This window comes from Caulobacter sp. ErkDOM-C, assembly GCF_048541825.1.
Taxonomy (GTDB): Bacteria; Pseudomonadota; Alphaproteobacteria; order Caulobacterales; family Caulobacteraceae; genus Caulobacter.
Genome location: NZ_CP183332.1, coordinates 301,820 through 318,874, shown reverse-complemented (window position 1 = coordinate 318,874; position 17,055 = coordinate 301,820). Strand labels below are relative to the sequence as shown.

The following is a 17,055-nucleotide window of genomic DNA, read 5'->3' as shown; positions in this document are numbered from 1 at the left end:
ACATGAAAAAACTGATCCTCTCGCTCGCCTTCGCCATGGTCGCTGGCAGCGCCCTCGCCCAGGCCGCTGGCGCCACCCGCGGTTCCGCCGCGCCGTCGGCCAATGTCACCGGGCCCCGCGCCGTGACCCCGACCTACACCATGGGCCGCTATCAGGCGGCCAATGAAGGCGGCAAGACGCTTGAACCCGGCAACCCCCTGCAACAGCGGGCGGCGCGCGAACTGACCGCCGAGGCCGGCGTCACCTGCGACCAGTCCACGGCGGGCGTCGTCAAGGAAAGCGTCAAGGGCGGCAAGCGCACCGTCAGCTATGAAGTGGCCTGCAAGGACGACTTCGGCTGGATCGTGTCCAAGAGCGGCGACACGGTCAGCGCCTATGACTGCCTGGCCCTGGCCGCCTCGGAAAAGGCCGCCAAGGGCAAGCTGGCGACCTGTCGCCTGGCGGCCAATATTGGCTCGATCGCCGGCGTCGCCACCCTGGCCAGCAAGGCCGGCCTGACCTGCAAGCCAACCAACGCCGCCTATCTGGGGGGCGGCGGCGATCCGCCGATCTCGCGCTACGAAGCGCTGTGCGAAGGCGGCGCTGGCTACATCATCGATGCGCCCCAGCCCAGGTCGAAAGCCGGTCTGCAGGCGATGTCCTGCGCCCGCGCCAAGGCCAGCGGCGCGGGTGTTTGCGCTCTGAAACCTGAAAAAGGTTGATCGGCCGCAGATGACCACCGACCGGCTGACCCTGACCGCCGTCCATGACGGCTTCGTCTTCACTGCCGCCCACGCCCATGCCCAAGGGCCGCGCAGGGGCGGGGTGATCGTGATCCAGGAGATCTTCGGCCTGGATCGCTATGTCCATGAGGACGTGGCGCGCTGGGTTGATCAGGGCTTCGAGGTGGTCGCGCCCTCGATGTTCGACCGGCAGGAACTGGGCTTCGTCGCCGACCACGACCCTGAAGGGTTCGAGGCCGGCGTGAAATATGCCAAGGCCAACGGCCCCGGCAACGCCATGGGCGACATCCAGGCCTGTATCGACTTTCTGGCCCCGCGCGGCCCGGTGTTCATCGTCGGCTACTGCTACGGCGGCACCATGGCCTGGCTGGCGGCGTCACGCTGCAAGGGCCTGTCGGCCGCCGCCAGCTACTATGGCGGCCAGGTGGCGGGGATGGCGAAGTTCGCGCTCTCCTGCCCGGTCATCGTCCATCTGGGCCGCAAGGATCCGCATATCCCCGCCGACGAGGTCCAGGCCGCGATCGCCGCCGCCCACCCCGAGGTTGCGGTGCACATCTACGAGGCCAGCGGCCACGGCTTCAACAATGACGGCCGGCCCGACTCCGACCTCGCCGACGCGCTAGCAGCGCGCCAGCGGACCCTGGACCTGTTCCTCGCCAACAGCGCCCCCGCCGAGCCGGCCTGAGCATGGGCGGCCCCATCGCCCTGGCCACGCGCGACGGCGCGCCTTTCAGCGCCTGGCACGCGCCGCATCAGGACGCCCGGCGCGGCGGTCTGGTCATTCTGCACGCCATCTGGGGCGTGACGCCGCATATCCGCGAGCTGTCAGACACCCTGGCCCAGCAGGGCTATGAAGTGATCGCCCCGGCCCTGTTCGACGCTGCCGACGCGCCCTTTCCCGAAGCCAATACCGAGCCGGCGATCCTGGATCAGCGCATGGCCATGGGGCAGGCCACCGGCTGGGGCCTGAGCGCCCTGCCCCGCGTCCAGGCCTGTATCGACGCCCTGGACGGTCCGGTGTTCGCCATGGGCTTCTGCTATGGCGGCACGACCGCCTGGCTGGCCGCCGCCCGCTGCGCCGGTTTATCGGGTGTATCCAGTTTTTATGGCGGCGACATCGTACAGTTTATCGGGGAGGTTCCGACCGTCCCCACCGCCCTGCATTTCGGCAAGACCGACCCGCTGATACCCCCGGCCGATGTCGAGGCCATCCAGGCCGCTCATCCCGACCTTCCGGTCTGGCGGTACGACGCCGGTCACGCCTTCGTGGCCCCCAACGGCTACCACGCCGACAGCGCCCGGCTGGCCATGCTGCGTACCCTGCAACTGTTCCAGCGGGGCGGCGGCAACCGGGGCGAGGCCTGAGCGAAGCGACAGGCTCAATCAGGTCCGACCCGATTGAAGCCATCAGGTCGGCAGGCGCTCTAGAATTCTTTCCAGCTATCGGTACCGACGCGTGCCATCGGCGCGGGCTTGCGCGCGGCGCCGCCGTAGCCCGTGGTCTTCATGACCGATATGGCGGCTGAAGGGCGAGAGGGCGTCCGGGCGGCGCCTCTCTGGGCCGGAGTCTCCTGGCCGACCTCGAAGCGGCCAACCACACGCGCCAGCCCTTCGGCTTCCTGCGACATGCTGAGACTGGCGGCGGTGGCCTCTTCAACCATGGCCGCGTTCTGCTGGGTCACCTGATCCATGTGGTTGATGGACGAGTTGACCTCGTTCAGCGCTGTGGCCTGCTCCTGGGCGGACGCGGCGATAACGACGACAATGTCGTTGATCTCGCCCACCTGAACCACGATCCGGCTCAAGACCTTGCCGGTCTCGCCGACGAGTTCCACGCCGGCCCTCACCTGCTGGTCCGAGTTGGAGATCAGGGCCTTGATCTCCTTGGCCGCGCCGGCCGACCGCTGGGCCAGGGCCGGACTTCCTGGGCGACAACGGCGAAGCCGCGACCGGCCTCGCCGGCTCTCGCCGCTTCAACACCGGCGTTCAGGGCCAGGAGGTTGGTCTGGAAGGCGATCTCGTCGATCACGCCGACGATCTGGCTGATTTCCTGGGACGATTTCTCGATCCCGCCCATGGCGGCGACCGCGTTCTGGACCACGTCGCCAGACTGTTCGGCGGCGGACTTGGCCAGGCCGACCACGGTGCGGGCGTGTTCCGAACCTTCGGCGGTCTTGCGCACCGTGGCGGTGATCTGATCGAGCGCCGCAGCGGTCTCTTCCAGACTGGCCGCCTGCTGCTCTGTCCGCCGCGACAGGTCTTGCGACGCCACGGAAATCTCGGCTGCGCCCGCCTGGATGGTGGTGGTATTGCCAGACACGATCTTCATCGTGTCCTGCAGGGTCGTCATTGCAGCATTGAAATCGGCGCGCAGCTTCTCGTACTCAGGCGCGAAGCTGGCGGTCAGGCGATAGACAAGATTGCCGGCGGAGAGTTGCGCCAGGCCCGACGCGACATCCTCGACGACCCGGGCCTGTGTGCGGGCCATTTCAGCGTCGGTCTTTTGGCGGGCCGCGCGTTCACTGTCGGTCAGCTGACGCGCGTCGGCGTTCTCCTGCTCCAGGCGCAGGGTCCTGGCGCCGGCCTCCTTGAAGACCTGTACGGCCTTGGCCATCTCGCCGACCTCGTCCGTGCGTCCCAGCGACGGGACGGAGACGGACAGGTCGCCCGAGGCGAGCTTTCCCATCACCGTTGTCAGGGCGCCGAGCGGCTTGACGGCGCGGGCGGACCACGCCGCCACGGCGACACCCAGGATCAACGCCCCGCCGCAGATCGCGAGGTTCAGCCACACAAAGCTAGCCGCCATGTGGTGGACTTGCGAACCGATGACCTTGTTTTTGGCCTCTTGCAGGTCGATGAACGCATTGATCTGTTTCAGCCAGACCATGAACATGGGCCTTGCGCTCTGAATCAGAAGCGCCTTGGCGGCGTCGGCCTCACCGGCCTTCTGGAGTCGGATCACTTCTGAGATCAGCGGCAGGCCCTCGGCCTGGGTCGCCTTGATGCTGTCCAGGATGGCGGTCTCTTCGGGGGTCACGCCAACGCCCTTGGCCATGAGCGCATCAAGCGGAGCGGCCGATTTGTCATAAGCGGCCTCAAGGCGCTCTATGGTGGCGATCGCCGCGTCAAGCTCGCCAGCGTCGCTGACCAGGATGACGTCGCGAAGGCTGATGGCGCGGTCATGCACGCTGCCGCGGAAATTGATGGCGAACCGCTGTTTGGCGCTGTTGACGTCGTTGATCGTTGTGAGGCTGCGGTCGATCGCATTGAGGCGGCCCTGAGCCACCAGGCCAATGCCTGCCATCATCAAGAGAATGATGCCGAAGCCGATGACGAGGCGCTGACCTATCTTCAAGTTCGGGAGCATGGCGACGCTATTCTCTACAGGGGGACCTGACGAGACCAGTGCTCGTCGGAGTCCTAAGGTCCTCCTAACTTTCGCCGTTCAGGACAGACTGTCGCATGTGTAGCGCAAAAAAAGTTATGCAGAATCAGTCCGTCACACCGATTATTTGTATTAATGCGTAGTTAATTTCCAACATATGAAGCTTAATTTCGAATATTTGAACAAGCTATAGTTTTGCGCTTAGAACTCTAGATATTTGATATCTGGCCACGAAAAGCACATGAACCGGTCTATAATATTTGCAGGTGGTCTTTTCTATTTTGGAGACTCTAGCCGCGACGCGGCGCGCACCCTAGAGCAATTGCCGGTCCTCGAATGCCGGATCTGTCCGCCCCCTGGCTCATGCTATTTGGGCGCTATCGCTCCCGCAGTCGGCCAGGCGCTGTAGCCGACCCGCTTGAGGTTCATCTCGAAGAACTGCATCGGGGGTCGGCCCGGCATCACCCGCTCGCCGATCTCGCGCCAGGCGTCGCCCTTGATGACGGCGGTGTAGCGGATGATCATCGGTCCGGCCGGGATCTCCCAGACATAGCCGTCAGCCGTCGGTTTCAGGCTGAAGTCGCCCTTCTGGCTCATGGCGTAGGAGTGCAGGGTAAAGGCGTCGGTCGCGGGCTCGTAGGAGATGACGCCGAAGGCGTTGAAGCCGGTCGATCCATCGGCCTGGTAGCCGCGCCCCTCGAGGACTTTCACCGTGCCGTCCAGCAGCGGACCGATCCGTTCGGTCTGGATGACCTCGTGCCTCTTGCCGTCCGCCATGATGGTCCAGGCCGGACCGCGCCACACGCCGTCCATCGCCGCCAGCTTGCCCATCGCCTGCTTTTGGGCGGCCAGACGCGGAGCGGGGTCGGGCGGCATCTGCGCCAGAGCCGGCGCCGCGGCGAAGATCGCGACAGCCGCCGCGAGGGGGACGGCGAGGGAAGCGAACGGACGGAACATGGCGGATCTCCGAAAGGGCGACCCATTAACTTTGATATACAAAGTTCTTGTCGTCAATCCGTCTTGGCGGCGCGGGCGCGGGCGCGGGTGGCCCTGCTCAGGATCAGGCTTCTTGCGCCAATGCCCAGCGGGATCGCCCAATAGGCCATGCCCGGCAGCCACGGCGCGAACTGTAGCGGCGCGAAGGTCAGCAGGGCCGACAGCAGGCCTCCGCTGGCCACGATGATCCAGATCTGGGCCACGCTGGCGGCCATGGCCGCGTCGGCGGCGTTGACCCCCAGCTTTTCGGGCGAGCGGGCGGCGTGGGCGAAGAGGGTGACGAACAGCCCGGCCAGGACGACAAAGCCCATGCCATAGACCCGAAACAGCATCCGAAGATCACCCAGGATGTGGATGATCACCTCGCCCGGCAGGCGGCCGCCCGAGATCCAGACGAAGCCGGACTCCAACAGCATGCGCAGGGGGAACACATAGACCAGGACCACAAAGACGATGGCCAGGCCGTTGAGGCTGGCCCACGCGTCACGGCGTGGCGCGATACGGCCAAAGTCGCGATAGGCCATCCAGAACATGGCAATCAGGACGAAGGCGCCCAGCGAGGCCGGAATGCGGCCCATGGCCGCGCCCAGTGCGGCCAGGCTGGGCGGTCCCTCTGCGCCGGCGATGACCAGCAGGGTCACCGCGAAGGCGAAGGCAGCGTCGACAAAGGCGTCCAGCCGCTTGGCCGTCTCGTGTTCGCGTTCGTCCTCGGTCACCGTCACCCCTCCCCAGGAAAAAACAATGATGGCGCCGTTCGGGCCGGTGTCCACTGGTGACCCGCTGCCGCCATTTCGCCGCCATCGGCCTCGCCGATGCTTACGCCTGTCGCCGAGCGCGAAAGGCTTGGCTAGGATCGCCGCATGCGTCGCTCAGCCACCGCCCTGCTGTTGATCCTGTCGCTGGCGGCGGCAGGCCCCGCCGTGGCCGGCGAAACCGCCTGCTGGTTCGAGAACGGCGCCATCGTCGCCCCGGCCGCCATCGCCGACATGGCCGGCGACTTCGTGATCGACCTGTCGGCGCCACGCACCCTGCTGCACAATACCAAGGCCCAGATGAGCGGCTATGCCGAGCTCGACCTCACCCTGCCGGTGCGGCTGGCCGGGCAGCGAGTGGAGGCCGCGCCGATCCTGGTCAGCGACCTGGACTATCGCGGCGTCGGCTTCGTGGCACCCATCGCCGGCGTGATCGGAGCCGATATCCTGGACCGCTATGTGGTGGTCATCGACTTTTCACCCTGCCGCCTGCGGCTGGAGGCCCCGGGCTGGGCCGACAGGCCCGGCGGCCCCGCCCTGGCCGTGACCGTGGTGGGCGGCGTGCCGACCGTGCGGGCCACGGCCTCTGACGGCTTCGCCAGCCTGACCGGAGCCTTCGCGCTCGATACGGCCTCGAACGGCGGGGTGCGGGCGCGCGGCGACGCCGATGGCCCCCGCCAGACACCCGCCGGCGTGCTGGCCGGCCTGTCGCTGGACGGCCGCCTGCGGCAGCGCGTTGCGGCCGTGCGGGCCGGCGACCTGCCCCCTGGCGTGGCGGGCGCCGTGGGCGTGGCGATCCTGTCGGACTATCGCCTGCGCCTCGACGCCCAGGCGGGCCGGCTGTGGCTGACACCCGCAGAGCCCAAAGAAAAAGGGCCCGGCGTTACCGCCAGGCCCTGATCTTTTCGGTCGCTGCGAACGGTCAGTGCGACTCGTTCTTCCAGACCTTGCGGTAGCTGGCGTACAGCAGCCCCGAGAACAGCAGCAGATAGAGGATAACCACGAAGCCGGTTTCCTTGCGCTCTTCCATCTTCGGTTCTGCAGCCCACATCAAGAAGGCCGAGACGTCCTTGGCCTGCTGGTCGACAGTCGACTTGGTGCCGTCGTCGAAGGTCACCAGATCGGCCTTGAGCGGCGCAGCCATGGCGATGTAGCCACCGGGCGGAACCTTGTCGTGCGGACCCGACCAGGACGCCGTCAGATCGCCGGCCATGAAAGGGTTGTAGTGCTGGCCTGCGCCGACCTTGAGCCCGGTCGGAGGAGCCACATAGCCCGTCAGCAGCGAGTAGATGTATTCCGGACCGCCGGTGCGGGCCTTGGCCAGCAGCGACATGTCCGGCGGCAGGGCGCCGCCATTGCCGGCCCGCGCCGCAGCCTCGTTGGGATAGGGCGAGGTAAAACGATCGGCGCTTGTGGCGGTGCGCTTGATGGCGTCGCCGGTCTCGGAGTCGATATCCGCGACTTCGTAGTCCTTGGCCAACGCCTTGACCCAGGGGTTGTCGTTCGGATTCTTGTACTCGGCGTTGTAGAACGGGCCGCCCTTGTCGCCGAGGTTGCGGAAGCTGACCAGGCTCATCGAATGGCAGGCCGAACAGACCTCCCGATAAACCTTGTAGCCGCGCTGCAGCTGCGCCTGATCAAATTTGCCGAACGGACCTTCGAACGACCAATGGACGTCCTTGGGCGGCAGGGGGTGCCCAGCGGCCAGAACCGGTCCGCCGATCATCAGGCCGGCGACGGCTGCGAGGATGGAAAGTTTGCGCAGCATCATGATCAGCCCTTCATCTCAGGCGCGGCGGTCGCGTGGGCCGGGACGCCAGCGGGGTGCGACAGAGCCGGCGAAGCAATCGAGTCCGGCACCGGGAGCGGCGTTTCCTTCAAACCCAGGACCGGGAGGATCACCAGGAAGAAGCCGAAATAGTACAGCGTTGCCACGCGGCTGAGCCAGACGAAGCTGTTCAGATCGGCGTCGATCAGCAGGAAGGTCTTCAGATGCGGGATGACCGGATCATCCGGCAGCTTGGCGCCGCACAGGCCCAGGATGCAGCAGGCCACGACGAAGAAGCCATAATAGACCTTTGCCGTCGGGCGGTAGCGCATGGAGCGCACCTTGGACGTATCCAGCCACGGCAGGGCAAACAGGCAGGCAATGGCGCCGAACATGGCCAGCACGCCCATCAGCTTGTCCGGCACAGCCCGCAGGATCGCGTAGAACGGCAGGAAGTACCATTCCGGAACGATGTGCGACGGCGTCACCAGCGGGTTGGCCGGGATGTAGTTGTCGGCGTGGCCCAGGGCGTTGGGCATGTAGAAGACGAAGAAGGAGAAGAGGATCAGGAAGACGCTCATCGCGAAGCCGTCCTTCACCGTCGCATAGGGGGTGAAGGGCAAGGTATCGGCCTTGGACTTCGGATCCACGCCCGTCGGATTGTTCTGGCCGACCACGTGCAGGGCCCAGATGTGCAGGATCACGACGCCGGCGATCATGAAGGGCAGCAGGTAGTGCAGCGAGAAGAAGCGGTTCAGCGTAGCGCTGTCGACCGCGAAACCGCCCCACAGCCAGGTGGTGATGCTCTGACCAACGATCGGCAGGGCGCCAAACAGGTTGGTGATCACGACCGCGCCGTGGAAGGACATCTGACCCCAGGGCAGGACATAGCCCATGAAGGCGGTGGCCATCATCAGCAGATAGATCACGCAGCCCAGAATCCACAGCACTTCGCGAGGGGCCTTGTACGACCCGTAATAGAGGCCGCGGAACATGTGGATATAGACGGCAATGAAGAACATCGACGCGCCATTGGAGTGCATGTAGCGGATCAGCCAACCGTGATTGACGTCACGCATGATGCGCTCAACGCTGTTGAAAGCGTCGCCGACGTTATAGTGCATCGCCAGGATGATGCCGGTGATCAACTGAGACGCCAGGCACAGCGAAAGAATGCCGCCGAAGGTGTACCAGTAGTTCAGGTTACGCGGCGTGGGGTAGTCGACGAAGCTGTCATAGCCCAGGCGCACGATCGGGAGACGGGCGTCGAGCCAGCGCTCGAAACCGGTCTTGGGTTCATAGGTCGAATGTCCGCTCATCTCGCTTAACCGATCTTGACCTTGGTGTCGGTGAGGAACTCGTACTCCGGAACCGCGAGGTTCAGGGGCGCGGGACCCTTACGGATCCGGCCCGAGGTGTCGTAGTGCGAGCCGTGGCAGGGGCAGAACCAGCCGCCGTAATCGCCGCCGCCGAACGTCGGCACGCAACCCAGGTGCGTGCACGAACCGATCAGCACCAGCCACTGGGACTTGCCCGGCTTGACGCGCTCGGCGTCGGTCTGCGGATCCTTGAGCGCCGCGCCGTCATCGGCCACGGCCTTCTGGATCTCGGCCGGCGTGCGGTTGCGCACGAACAGCGGCTTGCCGCGCCACTTGAGCGTGACCTGCTGACCGTCGGCGACCTTGGTCAGGTCGAATTCGGTCGAGGCCAGCGCCAGCGTATCGGCTGACGGGTTCATCTGATCGACGAACGGCCAAACAAGCGACACGGCGCCGCCTGCGGCGGCCGCCATCGTCGCGATGTAAATGAAGTCGCGCCGGCTGGGGTCAGCCCCATGCTCCGGCTCGGTCGTTGCGCCCAACGCGGTGTCGGCCACCTAAGTCACCCTTCGATTCCGCCGCGCCGGGAAGCCGGCCGGCCAGGAGAAGCACCTTTCGGCGCCGTATCTTTCTCGACCCGCGAACGGATCTCCGCCACAAGGCGACGGTTGGATCGTCCTATCGGACGCGCGGACTGAGTCCGCAAGCCCTTTCGATTCGCAAGAATGTCCCTGCTAGCCTTGTGGTGGTTCGCTTAGAATGCGTCTCGCGCTTTTTCAACCAGGCATTCCTCAAAACGTCGGCGCCGCAATCCGCCTCGCCGCCTGTTTTGGCGCCGGCCTGGACGTGATCGAGCCGTGCAGCTTCCCTCTGGATGACAAGAGTCTCAAGCGGGCGGCGCTGGATTACGGCCCCTTGGCCCATATGAAACGCCACGATTCGTGGGATGCCTTCCTGGCCGCGCCGGAACGGGCCCAGGGACGGCTGCTGCTGTTCACCACCCGGGGCGCGACGCCGTTTCACCGATTTGGGTTTCAGCCGGGCGATACGCTTTTACTCGGCAACGAAAGCCGGGGCGCGCCCGACGAGGTCCATGCCGCCGCGCAGGGCCGCCTGGTGATCCCACTGCAGCCCGAGGCCCGGTCGATGAATCTCGCGACGACCGCCGCCATGGCGCTGGGCGAGGCGTTGCGGCAGACGGACGGGTTTTTCCAGACCTGAGCGCCCTACGCAGAACCCCGGATTTGCACCGCGCGCGCCAAGCGCTTAATCGGCTGTCATGACCGACGCTTCCGATCTCGACGACAAGAAAGCCCGCGCCCGCGCCTGGTTTGAAACCTTGCGCGACCAGATCTGCACGGAATTCGAGCGCCTGGAAGACGAGGCCCCGGCCGACCTCTATCCGGGCCAGGCGGGCCGCTTCGAGCGCAAGCCTTGGGACCGCGCGGCGGGCGGCGGCGGCGTCATGTCGATGATGCACGGCCGCCTGTTCGAGAAGGTCGGCGTCCACTGCTCGACGGTGTTTGGAACCTTCACCCCGGAAATGGCCAAGTCGATGCCGGGCGCGGACGACGACCCCCGGTTCTTCGCCACGGGCATCAGCCTGATCGCCCACATGACCAATCCGCGCGTGCCAGCCGTGCACATGAACACCCGCTTCATCGTCACGACCAAAAGCTGGTTTGGCGGCGGCGGCGACCTGACGCCGCTGCTCGGCTATCAGCGCCAGCAGGACTTCCCCGACGCCATCGACTTCCACGCCGCCTATCAGCGGGCCTGCGACGCGCACCACCCCGACTGGCACGCCAAGTACAAGGCCTGGTGCGACGAGTACTTCTTCCTGCCCCATCGCAACGAGCCGCGCGGCATCGGCGGGATCTTCTATGACCACCACGACAGCGGCGATTGGTCGCGGGACTTCGCCTTCACCCAGGACGTCGGCAAGGCCTTCCTGGAGGTCTATCCCGAGCTGGTCCGCCGCCGCATGGGCGAGGCCTGGACGGCGGACGAGCGCGAGCAGCAGCTGGTGCAGCGCGGGCGGTATGTGGAATTCAACCTGCTCTACGACCGGGGCACGATGTTTGGCCTGAAAACCGGCGGCAACGTCGAGTCGATCCTCAGCTCGATGCCGCCGACGGTGAAGTGGCCCTAGAGCCCGCTCAACGGGAGCCCGGGCGCCGGGCTGCCTGATCCAGGAAGCGGCCGATCCAGCCGCCAACGCGCGCGCGATCATTGGGCTGATGCAGGGTGGCGATCGCAGCGTCAGCTTGCGCGTCGGTATAGCGGGTCCCGCGCCGGGCCTCGATCAGGGCCGCCGCATAGGCCGGGTCGAACTCGGGGTGGAACTGCATCGATATGGCCCCCTTTTTCCGCCCGGACGCGTCGTCATAGGACAGCAGGCCGTAGGGCGTAAAAGCGCTGCCGCCGATCACGGTCGCGGAGGGCGGCAGGGTCACGACCTGGTCCTGGTGCGAGGCGGGAATGGCGACGCTGTCGGCGTCGGTCCAGCCCTGTGGCCGCGAGACGGCGTAGCGGTGCAGGCCCACGCCCCAGCCCTTGTCAGACTTGACCACCTGGCCGCCGAACGCCTGGGCCATGATCTGGTGGCCAAAACACACGCCGACCAGCGCCGCCTGCCCCCGGGCGGCGCGCAGAAAGTCCGACAGCGGCGCGATCCACGGCAGGTCGTCATAGACCCCCGCCGACGAACCGGTGATGAGATAGGCGTCGTGCTGCTCCGGCGCGCCGGGCAGCTGGCCGGCCTGGACGTCATAGGTCGTGTAGGCGTGATCAGGCCCCAGAAGGGTCTGGAACATGCCGCCATAGCGGCCGAAGGCCGGCTGAAGCGGCTCCGGCGGCGCGCCGGTCTCCAGCAGACCGATCCGCATCAGTAGACCATGCCTTGGGCCACAGCCTTCAGGCGCTCAATGGCGCTGAACTTGTCCTCGATGAAGTCCTGATCGATCCACCAGATCTCGATCTCGCGCATCACCTCGCCCACCATCGGCCCCTTGGGCACGCCGGCCTGCATCACCTCGTCGCCCGACAGCGGGAACGGCGGCGGCGTCCAGGTCTCGGCCATGGCCAGCAGGCCCCGCCACTGCGGCGCGGTGACCGGACGGCCAGAGCCCGCCCAGGCCAGCTTGATCCGGTCGCAGAAGGTGCGCACGCCCAAGGCGTAGATCGAACGGCGGGCTTCGCGCGGGCTCATCCAGCTGACGATGCGCGGGTTCTTGCCCACGGCGTCGACCAGGCGGTCCCTGACATTGTTGGGCAGGCGCAGGCGCTCGGACATCTGCTCGGCCACCTGGGGGTCATCGGGGATCAGCGAGGCCAGACGCAGATCGGGATTGTTCTCGAACAGCTGCTCGGTCTCGATGGCCACCAGGCTGTCGAAGCGGGCCAGGGATTTGACGAACGGCAGGATCGAGCCCAGCACCCCGGTGGCCGCCATCAGCCGCAGGGCCGGACGCGGATCCTCGGACGTCAGCAACTTCATGAGCTCTTTTTGCGTGCGCTCGGCGGCGCGGCCCGAGACCATGCCCTTGAGCGCCTTGCAGGCCGCCAGGGCCTTCTGGTCGGGCTCGCCTCGGCCGTACCAGGCCTGGAACCGGAAGAAGCGCAGGATGCGCAGATAGTCCTCGCGGATACGGGTCATGGGATCGCCCACGAACACCACCCGCCCCTCGCGCGCGTCGTTCACGCCCTCGCCGGTGGGGTCGTAGAGCCGGCCCTCGGGATCGACATACAGGGCGTTGAAGCGGAAATCGCGGCGCTCGGCGTCCTGGCCCCAGTCCTGGCTGAACGCCACCGTGGCCCGGCGACCGTCGGTGGAGACGTCGCGGCGCAGGGTGGTGATCTCATAGGGCTTGCCGCCCGAGATGGCCGTGACGGTGCCGTGATCCACGCCGGTCGGGATCGCCCGCAGGCCGGCATGGGCCAGGGCGTCGATCACCTGATCGGGGGTCAGGGTGGTGGCGATGTCGATATCGTCGATGGGCTTGCCCATCAGGGTGTTGCGCACGCAGCCGCCGACGAATCGCGCGCAGCCGGCAAAGCCGCGCTCCTCCAGGGCCGCGATCACGGCTTGGGTCTCGGGCAAGGCCATCCACGGCGCGATGCCTATCGATTCAGTGTTCAAGCAGCACACTCCTACGCAATCAAAGCCCCCCCAAAGAGCAAGGGCGGCATTGTTAGGCAGGAAGCGCGACGGCCGCTACGGGCGATGCGCCCTAACCGGGGATTTGATCTGTGGATTCATCATGCAGGCGCTCATACAGGGCCCGCAGCATCCCGGCCGTCGCGCCCCAGATGAAGCGGTCGTTCCACGGCATGGCGTAGAAGTTGCGCCGCTCGCCGCTGGGCGTCACCCGGTGCTGACGCTCGTGATTGGCCGGATCCATCAGGAAGTCGAACGGCGTCTCGAAGACGTCGGCCACCTCTTCGGGACTGGCGACGAATTCGGCCGCCGGATCGATGAAGCCGATCACGGGCGTGACGTGAAAGCCCGTCACCGTCTGATAGCCGTGCAGCAGGCCCGACAGGGTGACGAACCTGGGATCCAGCCCCACCTCTTCCTGCGCCTCGCGCAGGGCCGTGACCCATGGCGTCTCGCCCGGATCGCAGCGCCCGCCGGGAAAGGCGATCTGGCCGGTATGGCTGCGCATGGTGTCCGACCGACGGGTCAGCAGTACGGTCAGCCCGTCCTCGCGCTCGACCAGCCCCACCAGCACGGCGGCGGGGCGCAGGGCGTGGGGGTTGTCGAAGGTCAGGCCGGGATTGAGGTCGAAGTCCGAACGCACCGGATCGGCCAGGCTGGGATTGTAGTGTTCGATGGGGTCCAGCCGGCTGGTGATCCAGTCGCGGCGTTCCTGCGGCGTCACGCGCCGACCGTCCCGGCCGGCGCGATCGGGAACCAGGCGCCGTTCGAGCTGATCCCGAATACCGCGCCGTCCGCCGTCTCGCGCGGGGTCGCCATCTCGGCCAGCTCATAGAATACCGGCCGGGCGATCAGCGCCTCCAGCCCCCGCCGCACGTGCAGATAGGGGCGTGGCTCGCCTGTGGCCGGATCGATCTCGACCCGGATGATGTTGTCTGGCCCCGCCTCGACCACGTCGCCGACATTGGTCTCGAAGCGCAGGGTGTCGCCCACCCGGTCCACGCGGACGGCGATGAAGGGCGCGTCCTCGACCGTGATCTTCATCTTCTCGGCGGGCGTGACCAGGTGATAGCCGTCGGGATCCAGCCGCAGCACGGTCGAGAACAGCCGCACCAGGGCCTCGCGACCGATCGGCGTGCCCTCGTGGAACCACACCCCGTCCTTGCGGATGCGAATGTCGATCTCGCCGCAATAGGCCGGATGCCACAGATGGACCGGCGGCAGGCCGCGCTCGCCCGCGGCCTTGGCGGCGGCGGCGACGCCTTCCAGTCCGGGTTGGCCTGGGTCTGTCGGGGAAGCATCGACGGTCATGGCCTTCAGGTAGGCCATGCCGCCGCCCTGCTCAAGCGACGCAACGCCTCAGGCGACAGCAACCCGACCCGAAAGGCCTTCATCGCCGCCCTCGACCAGGGCCTTGAGCAGCACGCGGCGCTGATCGACAGGCCCCGGCATGGCGATCTCCGCCGTATGCGCGGCCGAGAAGCCGGCGCGGGTGAAATAGGGCGCGTCGCCGACCAGCAGCACGGCTTTCCAGCCGGCGGCCCGGGCGGCCTCGCAGGCGCTCTCGACCAGGGTCTGGCCCAGGCCCACGCTGCGCTCGTCGGGATCAACAGCCAGAGGGCCCAGGAACGCGACCGCCGCGCCGCCGATGGTCACGGGCCACATCCGCACGCAACCCACCGGCCGACCCTCGCGCATCGCGACAAACGAGCAGGCGGCCAGCAGGCGGTTGCCCTCGCGCAGGCGCTCGGAGACCTTGGCGAACCGGCCGGGGCCAAACACCCGGTCGATCAGGGCGGTGACGGGGATTTCCATGGCGGGCGTCTCAAGGACGAGCGCGGGGGCGGAAACGGCGGAACTGGGAACAGGAGAAATGGAGGTCATCAGCCTTCGGAATGCGAAAGGTCGTCGGGGGCTCCCGACGCCAGGCGCGGGAGGGCTTCAGGTCGTGGCGCTATCGCGCGTCATTCGTCGCAGGCGCATGGCCGGACCTCGCTAGCCTCAAGGGCATGAACTTGCGGGCGCTGTAGGGCCAAGCCTCTGTCAGGTCAATAACGTTGCGGCGGGGCCAAGCGCCGGTATGGTGCGGCGCAATGTCTGACATTCCCCCGCCGGCCGAAGACCCGTCTCCCGACATCTCTACCCGCGCCCTGTTGCGGGAGCGTGACTTCATGCTGTTCTGGGCCATGCGGTTCATCTCGACCCTGGGTGTGCAGATCCAGTCGGTGGCCCTGGGCTGGCAAGTCTACGCCATAGCCCGCGAGACGCGGTCGGTCGGCGAGTCGGCCTTCCTGGTCAGCATGATCGGCCTGGCCCAGTTCCTGCCGCTGCTGGCCCTGACCCTGATCGCCGGCGAGACTGCCGACCGTCGCACCCGCAAATTCATCGTCGCCATCAGCCTGGCCGTCGACGCCGTCAGCGCCAGCGTGCTGCTGCTCCTGGCCCTGAGCGGCTCGCAGGCCCTGTGGCCGGTGTTCGCCGTCTCGGTGATGTTCGGGGCCAGCCGCGCCTTCCTGTCGCCGGCCAGCAGCGCCCTGGGACCCATGCTGGTGCCCCGGCCCCTGCTGCCCCGCGCCATCGCCTGGAACGCCCTGTCCTGGCAGAGCGGCTCGATCATCGGCCCCGCCATCGGCGGCCTGCTGCTAATCCATTCGCCGTCCCTGGCCTTCGGCGCGTCTCTGGCCCTCTATCTGGCCGCGGCGATCATGGCCCTGATGATCCGCAAGAACACCCGGCCCGAAACCCAGCCCGGCTCGCGGCTGGCGCTGATCAAGGAGGGCCTCTCGTATGTGTGGAACAACAAGATCGTGTTCGGCTCGATCTCGCTGGACCTGTTCGCGGTGATCCTGGGCGGGGCCACGGCCCTGCTGCCGGTGTTCGCCAAGGACGTTCTGCATGTCGGGCCGGGGGGTTTTGGCATCCTGCGCGCCGCGCCGGCCATCGGCGCGACGATCGTGGCGATCTATCTGGCCAGCAACCCGATCCGCAGCAAGGCCGGCCCGATCATGTTCGCGGGCGTGGCGGTGTTCGGCGCGGCCACGGTGGTCTTTGGTCTCTCGCAGGTGATGTGGCTTTCGGTCGGGGCCCTGGCCCTGCTGGGCGGGGCCGACATGCTCAGCGTCTATGTTCGCCAGACCCTGGTTCAGATCGTCACCCCCGACGCCATGCGCGGCCGTGTCGCCGCCGTCTCTGGCGTGTTCATCAGCGCCTCCAACGAACTGGGCGAGGCCGAGAGCGGCGTCGCGGCCTGGTTCATGGGCCCGGTCGGGGCGGCGGTGTTCGGCGGGGTCGGCGCGCTGGGCGTCACCGGCCTGTGGGCCTGGCTGTTCCCGGAACTGCGGAAAGCCGACCGGCTGGACTAAGCTCCCGCCAGCTTGCGCAGGGCGTCGCCGGTCATCCGCCGGATGATCCATTCGTCCAGCGCCGCGGCGCCGAGGCTGTCATAGAAGGCGATGGACGGCGCGTTCCAGTCCAGCACCGACCATTCCAGCCGGCCCAGATTCTCGTCCAGGCAGCGCCGCGCCAGATTGGCCAGCAAGGCCTTGCCCGCGCCCGATCCACGGGCTTCGGGCCGCACGAACAGATCCTCCAGATAGATCCCGTGGCGGCCGACAAAGGTCGAGAAATTGTAGAACCACAGGGCAAACCCCACCGGTTCACCGTCGATCTGCGCGATGTCGCAGAACGCCCGAGGGTTTTCGCCAAACAGCGCCGCCGTCACGTGGGCCTGCGTCGCCTCCACCGAATCCAGCAGCTTTTCATACTCGGCCAGATCGCGGATGAACTGCAGGATCAGGGCGCTGTCAGCGGCGTCGGCCGGACGGATGGAAACGGACATGGCGGTCTCTGTGCTCGGCCCCTCTCCCATAGGGAGAGGGCGGGGCCCGCGCTGAAAGCGTGGGAGGGTGAGGGGTTTGGACGGTGGACGGCGTGCCGGCGCGCCGGTTGCCGGCG

At 67.0% G+C, this 17,055-nt stretch carries 18 protein-coding genes and 1 pseudogene; 7 read left to right on the top strand and 12 right to left on the bottom strand.

Annotation, left to right across the window (positions count from 1 at the left end; translation table 11 throughout):
• Positions 1 to 2: 2 nt before the first annotated feature.
• From ACN2C8_RS01520 to ACN2C8_RS01510, 3 genes are read left to right on the top strand one after another with little or no spacing between them, the layout of a single operon-like run.
• A complete protein-coding gene (locus ACN2C8_RS01520) occupies positions 3 to 701 on the top strand; it encodes a hypothetical protein (protein ID WP_419254045.1) in 699 nt (232 codons plus the stop codon).
• A gap of 10 nt (positions 702 to 711) precedes the next feature.
• On the top strand, positions 712 to 1,407 hold the full coding sequence (locus tag ACN2C8_RS01515; protein WP_419254044.1) for a dienelactone hydrolase family protein: 696 nt from the start codon (positions 712 to 714) through the stop codon (positions 1,405 to 1,407).
• Positions 1,408 to 1,409: 2 nt separating this feature from the next.
• A complete protein-coding gene (locus tag ACN2C8_RS01510; protein ID WP_419254043.1) occupies positions 1,410 to 2,087 on the top strand; it encodes a dienelactone hydrolase family protein in 678 nt (225 codons plus the stop codon).
• A gap of 59 nt (positions 2,088 to 2,146) precedes the next feature.
• Here the strand turns inward: ACN2C8_RS01510 and ACN2C8_RS01505 are convergent.
• From ACN2C8_RS01505 to ACN2C8_RS01495, 3 genes and pseudogenes are all read right to left on the bottom strand, one after another.
• A pseudogene (locus ACN2C8_RS01505) lies at positions 2,147 to 4,026 on the bottom strand (methyl-accepting chemotaxis protein).
• 447 nt (positions 4,027 to 4,473) lie between these two features.
• Entirely contained in the window at positions 4,474 to 5,064 is a 591-nt protein-coding gene (locus tag ACN2C8_RS01500; RefSeq protein ID WP_419254042.1) for a DUF1579 domain-containing protein, read from the bottom strand.
• A gap of 53 nt (positions 5,065 to 5,117) precedes the next feature.
• Positions 5,118 to 5,819 (bottom strand): TMEM175 family protein, encoded by a 702-nt coding sequence (locus ACN2C8_RS01495; RefSeq protein WP_419254041.1) that lies wholly within the window; start codon positions 5,817 to 5,819, stop codon positions 5,118 to 5,120.
• A gap of 144 nt (positions 5,820 to 5,963) precedes the next feature.
• On the opposite strand from ACN2C8_RS01495, the gene ACN2C8_RS01490 reads away from it, so the two are divergent.
• Complete coding sequence (locus ACN2C8_RS01490; protein WP_419254040.1) at positions 5,964 to 6,755, top strand: hypothetical protein; 792 nt, start codon at positions 5,964 to 5,966, stop codon at positions 6,753 to 6,755.
• Positions 6,756 to 6,777: 22 nt separating this feature from the next.
• Here the strand turns inward: ACN2C8_RS01490 and ACN2C8_RS01485 are convergent, their stop codons facing one another.
• Genes ACN2C8_RS01485 through petA form a run of 3 tightly spaced genes read right to left on the bottom strand, consistent with a single transcriptional unit; the run spans position 6,778 to position 9,499 of the window.
• A complete protein-coding gene (locus tag ACN2C8_RS01485; RefSeq protein ID WP_419255779.1) occupies positions 6,778 to 7,623 on the bottom strand; it encodes a cytochrome c1 in 846 nt (281 codons plus the stop codon).
• A 5-nt stretch (positions 7,624 to 7,628) separates the two neighbouring features.
• Positions 7,629 to 8,942, bottom strand: a complete 1,314-nt coding sequence (locus tag ACN2C8_RS01480; RefSeq protein ID WP_419254039.1) for a cytochrome b — start codon at positions 8,940 to 8,942, stop codon at positions 7,629 to 7,631.
• A gap of 5 nt (positions 8,943 to 8,947) precedes the next feature.
• The gene (gene petA, locus ACN2C8_RS01475; protein WP_419254038.1) at positions 8,948 to 9,499 is read right to left on the bottom strand and encodes a ubiquinol-cytochrome c reductase iron-sulfur subunit; all 552 of its coding nucleotides are present in this window, start codon (positions 9,497 to 9,499) and stop codon (positions 8,948 to 8,950) included.
• 202 nt (positions 9,500 to 9,701) lie between these two features.
• Here petA and ACN2C8_RS01470 point away from each other — a divergent pair, with 202 nt between their 5' ends.
• Positions 9,702 to 10,163, top strand: coding sequence for a tRNA (cytidine(34)-2'-O)-methyltransferase (locus ACN2C8_RS01470; RefSeq protein WP_419254037.1), 462 nt, complete (start codon positions 9,702 to 9,704; stop codon positions 10,161 to 10,163).
• A 58-nt stretch (positions 10,164 to 10,221) separates the two neighbouring features.
• Positions 10,222 to 11,094, top strand: coding sequence for an oxygen-dependent coproporphyrinogen oxidase (hemF, locus tag ACN2C8_RS01465; RefSeq protein ID WP_419254036.1), 873 nt, complete (start codon positions 10,222 to 10,224; stop codon positions 11,092 to 11,094).
• A gap of 7 nt (positions 11,095 to 11,101) precedes the next feature.
• On the opposite strand, the gene ACN2C8_RS01460 is transcribed toward hemF, so the two are convergent.
• The 5 genes from ACN2C8_RS01460 to ACN2C8_RS01440 all read right to left on the bottom strand — a co-directional run bounded on the left by ACN2C8_RS01460 (position 11,102) and on the right by ACN2C8_RS01440 (position 14,985).
• The gene (locus ACN2C8_RS01460) at positions 11,102 to 11,830 is read right to left on the bottom strand and encodes a glutamine amidotransferase-related protein (RefSeq protein ID WP_419254035.1); all 729 of its coding nucleotides are present in this window, start codon (positions 11,828 to 11,830) and stop codon (positions 11,102 to 11,104) included.
• Complete coding sequence (locus ACN2C8_RS01455) at positions 11,830 to 13,083, bottom strand: CCA tRNA nucleotidyltransferase (RefSeq protein WP_419254034.1); 1,254 nt, start codon at positions 13,081 to 13,083, stop codon at positions 11,830 to 11,832. The genes ACN2C8_RS01460 and ACN2C8_RS01455 overlap by 1 nt, the downstream gene beginning before the upstream one ends.
• 91 nt (positions 13,084 to 13,174) lie before the next feature.
• On the bottom strand, positions 13,175 to 13,825 hold the full coding sequence (locus ACN2C8_RS01450) for a CoA pyrophosphatase (RefSeq protein ID WP_419254033.1): 651 nt from the start codon (positions 13,823 to 13,825) through the stop codon (positions 13,175 to 13,177).
• Positions 13,822 to 14,412 carry a DUF1285 domain-containing protein gene (locus ACN2C8_RS01445; RefSeq protein ID WP_419255777.1) on the bottom strand — a complete coding sequence of 197 codons (591 nt, stop codon included), beginning with the start codon at positions 14,410 to 14,412 and terminating at the stop codon, positions 13,822 to 13,824. The genes ACN2C8_RS01450 and ACN2C8_RS01445 overlap by 4 nt, the downstream gene beginning before the upstream one ends.
• Positions 14,413 to 14,460: 48 nt before the next feature.
• A complete protein-coding gene (locus tag ACN2C8_RS01440; RefSeq protein ID WP_419254032.1) occupies positions 14,461 to 14,985 on the bottom strand; it encodes a GNAT family N-acetyltransferase in 525 nt (174 codons plus the stop codon).
• Between the two features lie 209 nt (positions 14,986 to 15,194).
• Between ACN2C8_RS01440 and ACN2C8_RS01435 the strand changes: the two genes are divergently transcribed.
• On the top strand, positions 15,195 to 16,463 hold the full coding sequence (locus tag ACN2C8_RS01435) for an MFS transporter (RefSeq protein ID WP_419254031.1): 1,269 nt from the start codon (positions 15,195 to 15,197) through the stop codon (positions 16,461 to 16,463).
• Here ACN2C8_RS01435 and ACN2C8_RS01430 read toward each other — a convergent pair.
• Positions 16,460 to 16,939: an N-acetyltransferase family protein gene (locus ACN2C8_RS01430; RefSeq protein WP_419254030.1), complete on the bottom strand. Its 480-nt coding sequence runs from the start codon at positions 16,937 to 16,939 to the stop codon at positions 16,460 to 16,462. The genes ACN2C8_RS01435 and ACN2C8_RS01430 overlap by 4 nt on opposite strands.
• Positions 16,940 to 17,055: the final 116 nt, after the last annotated feature.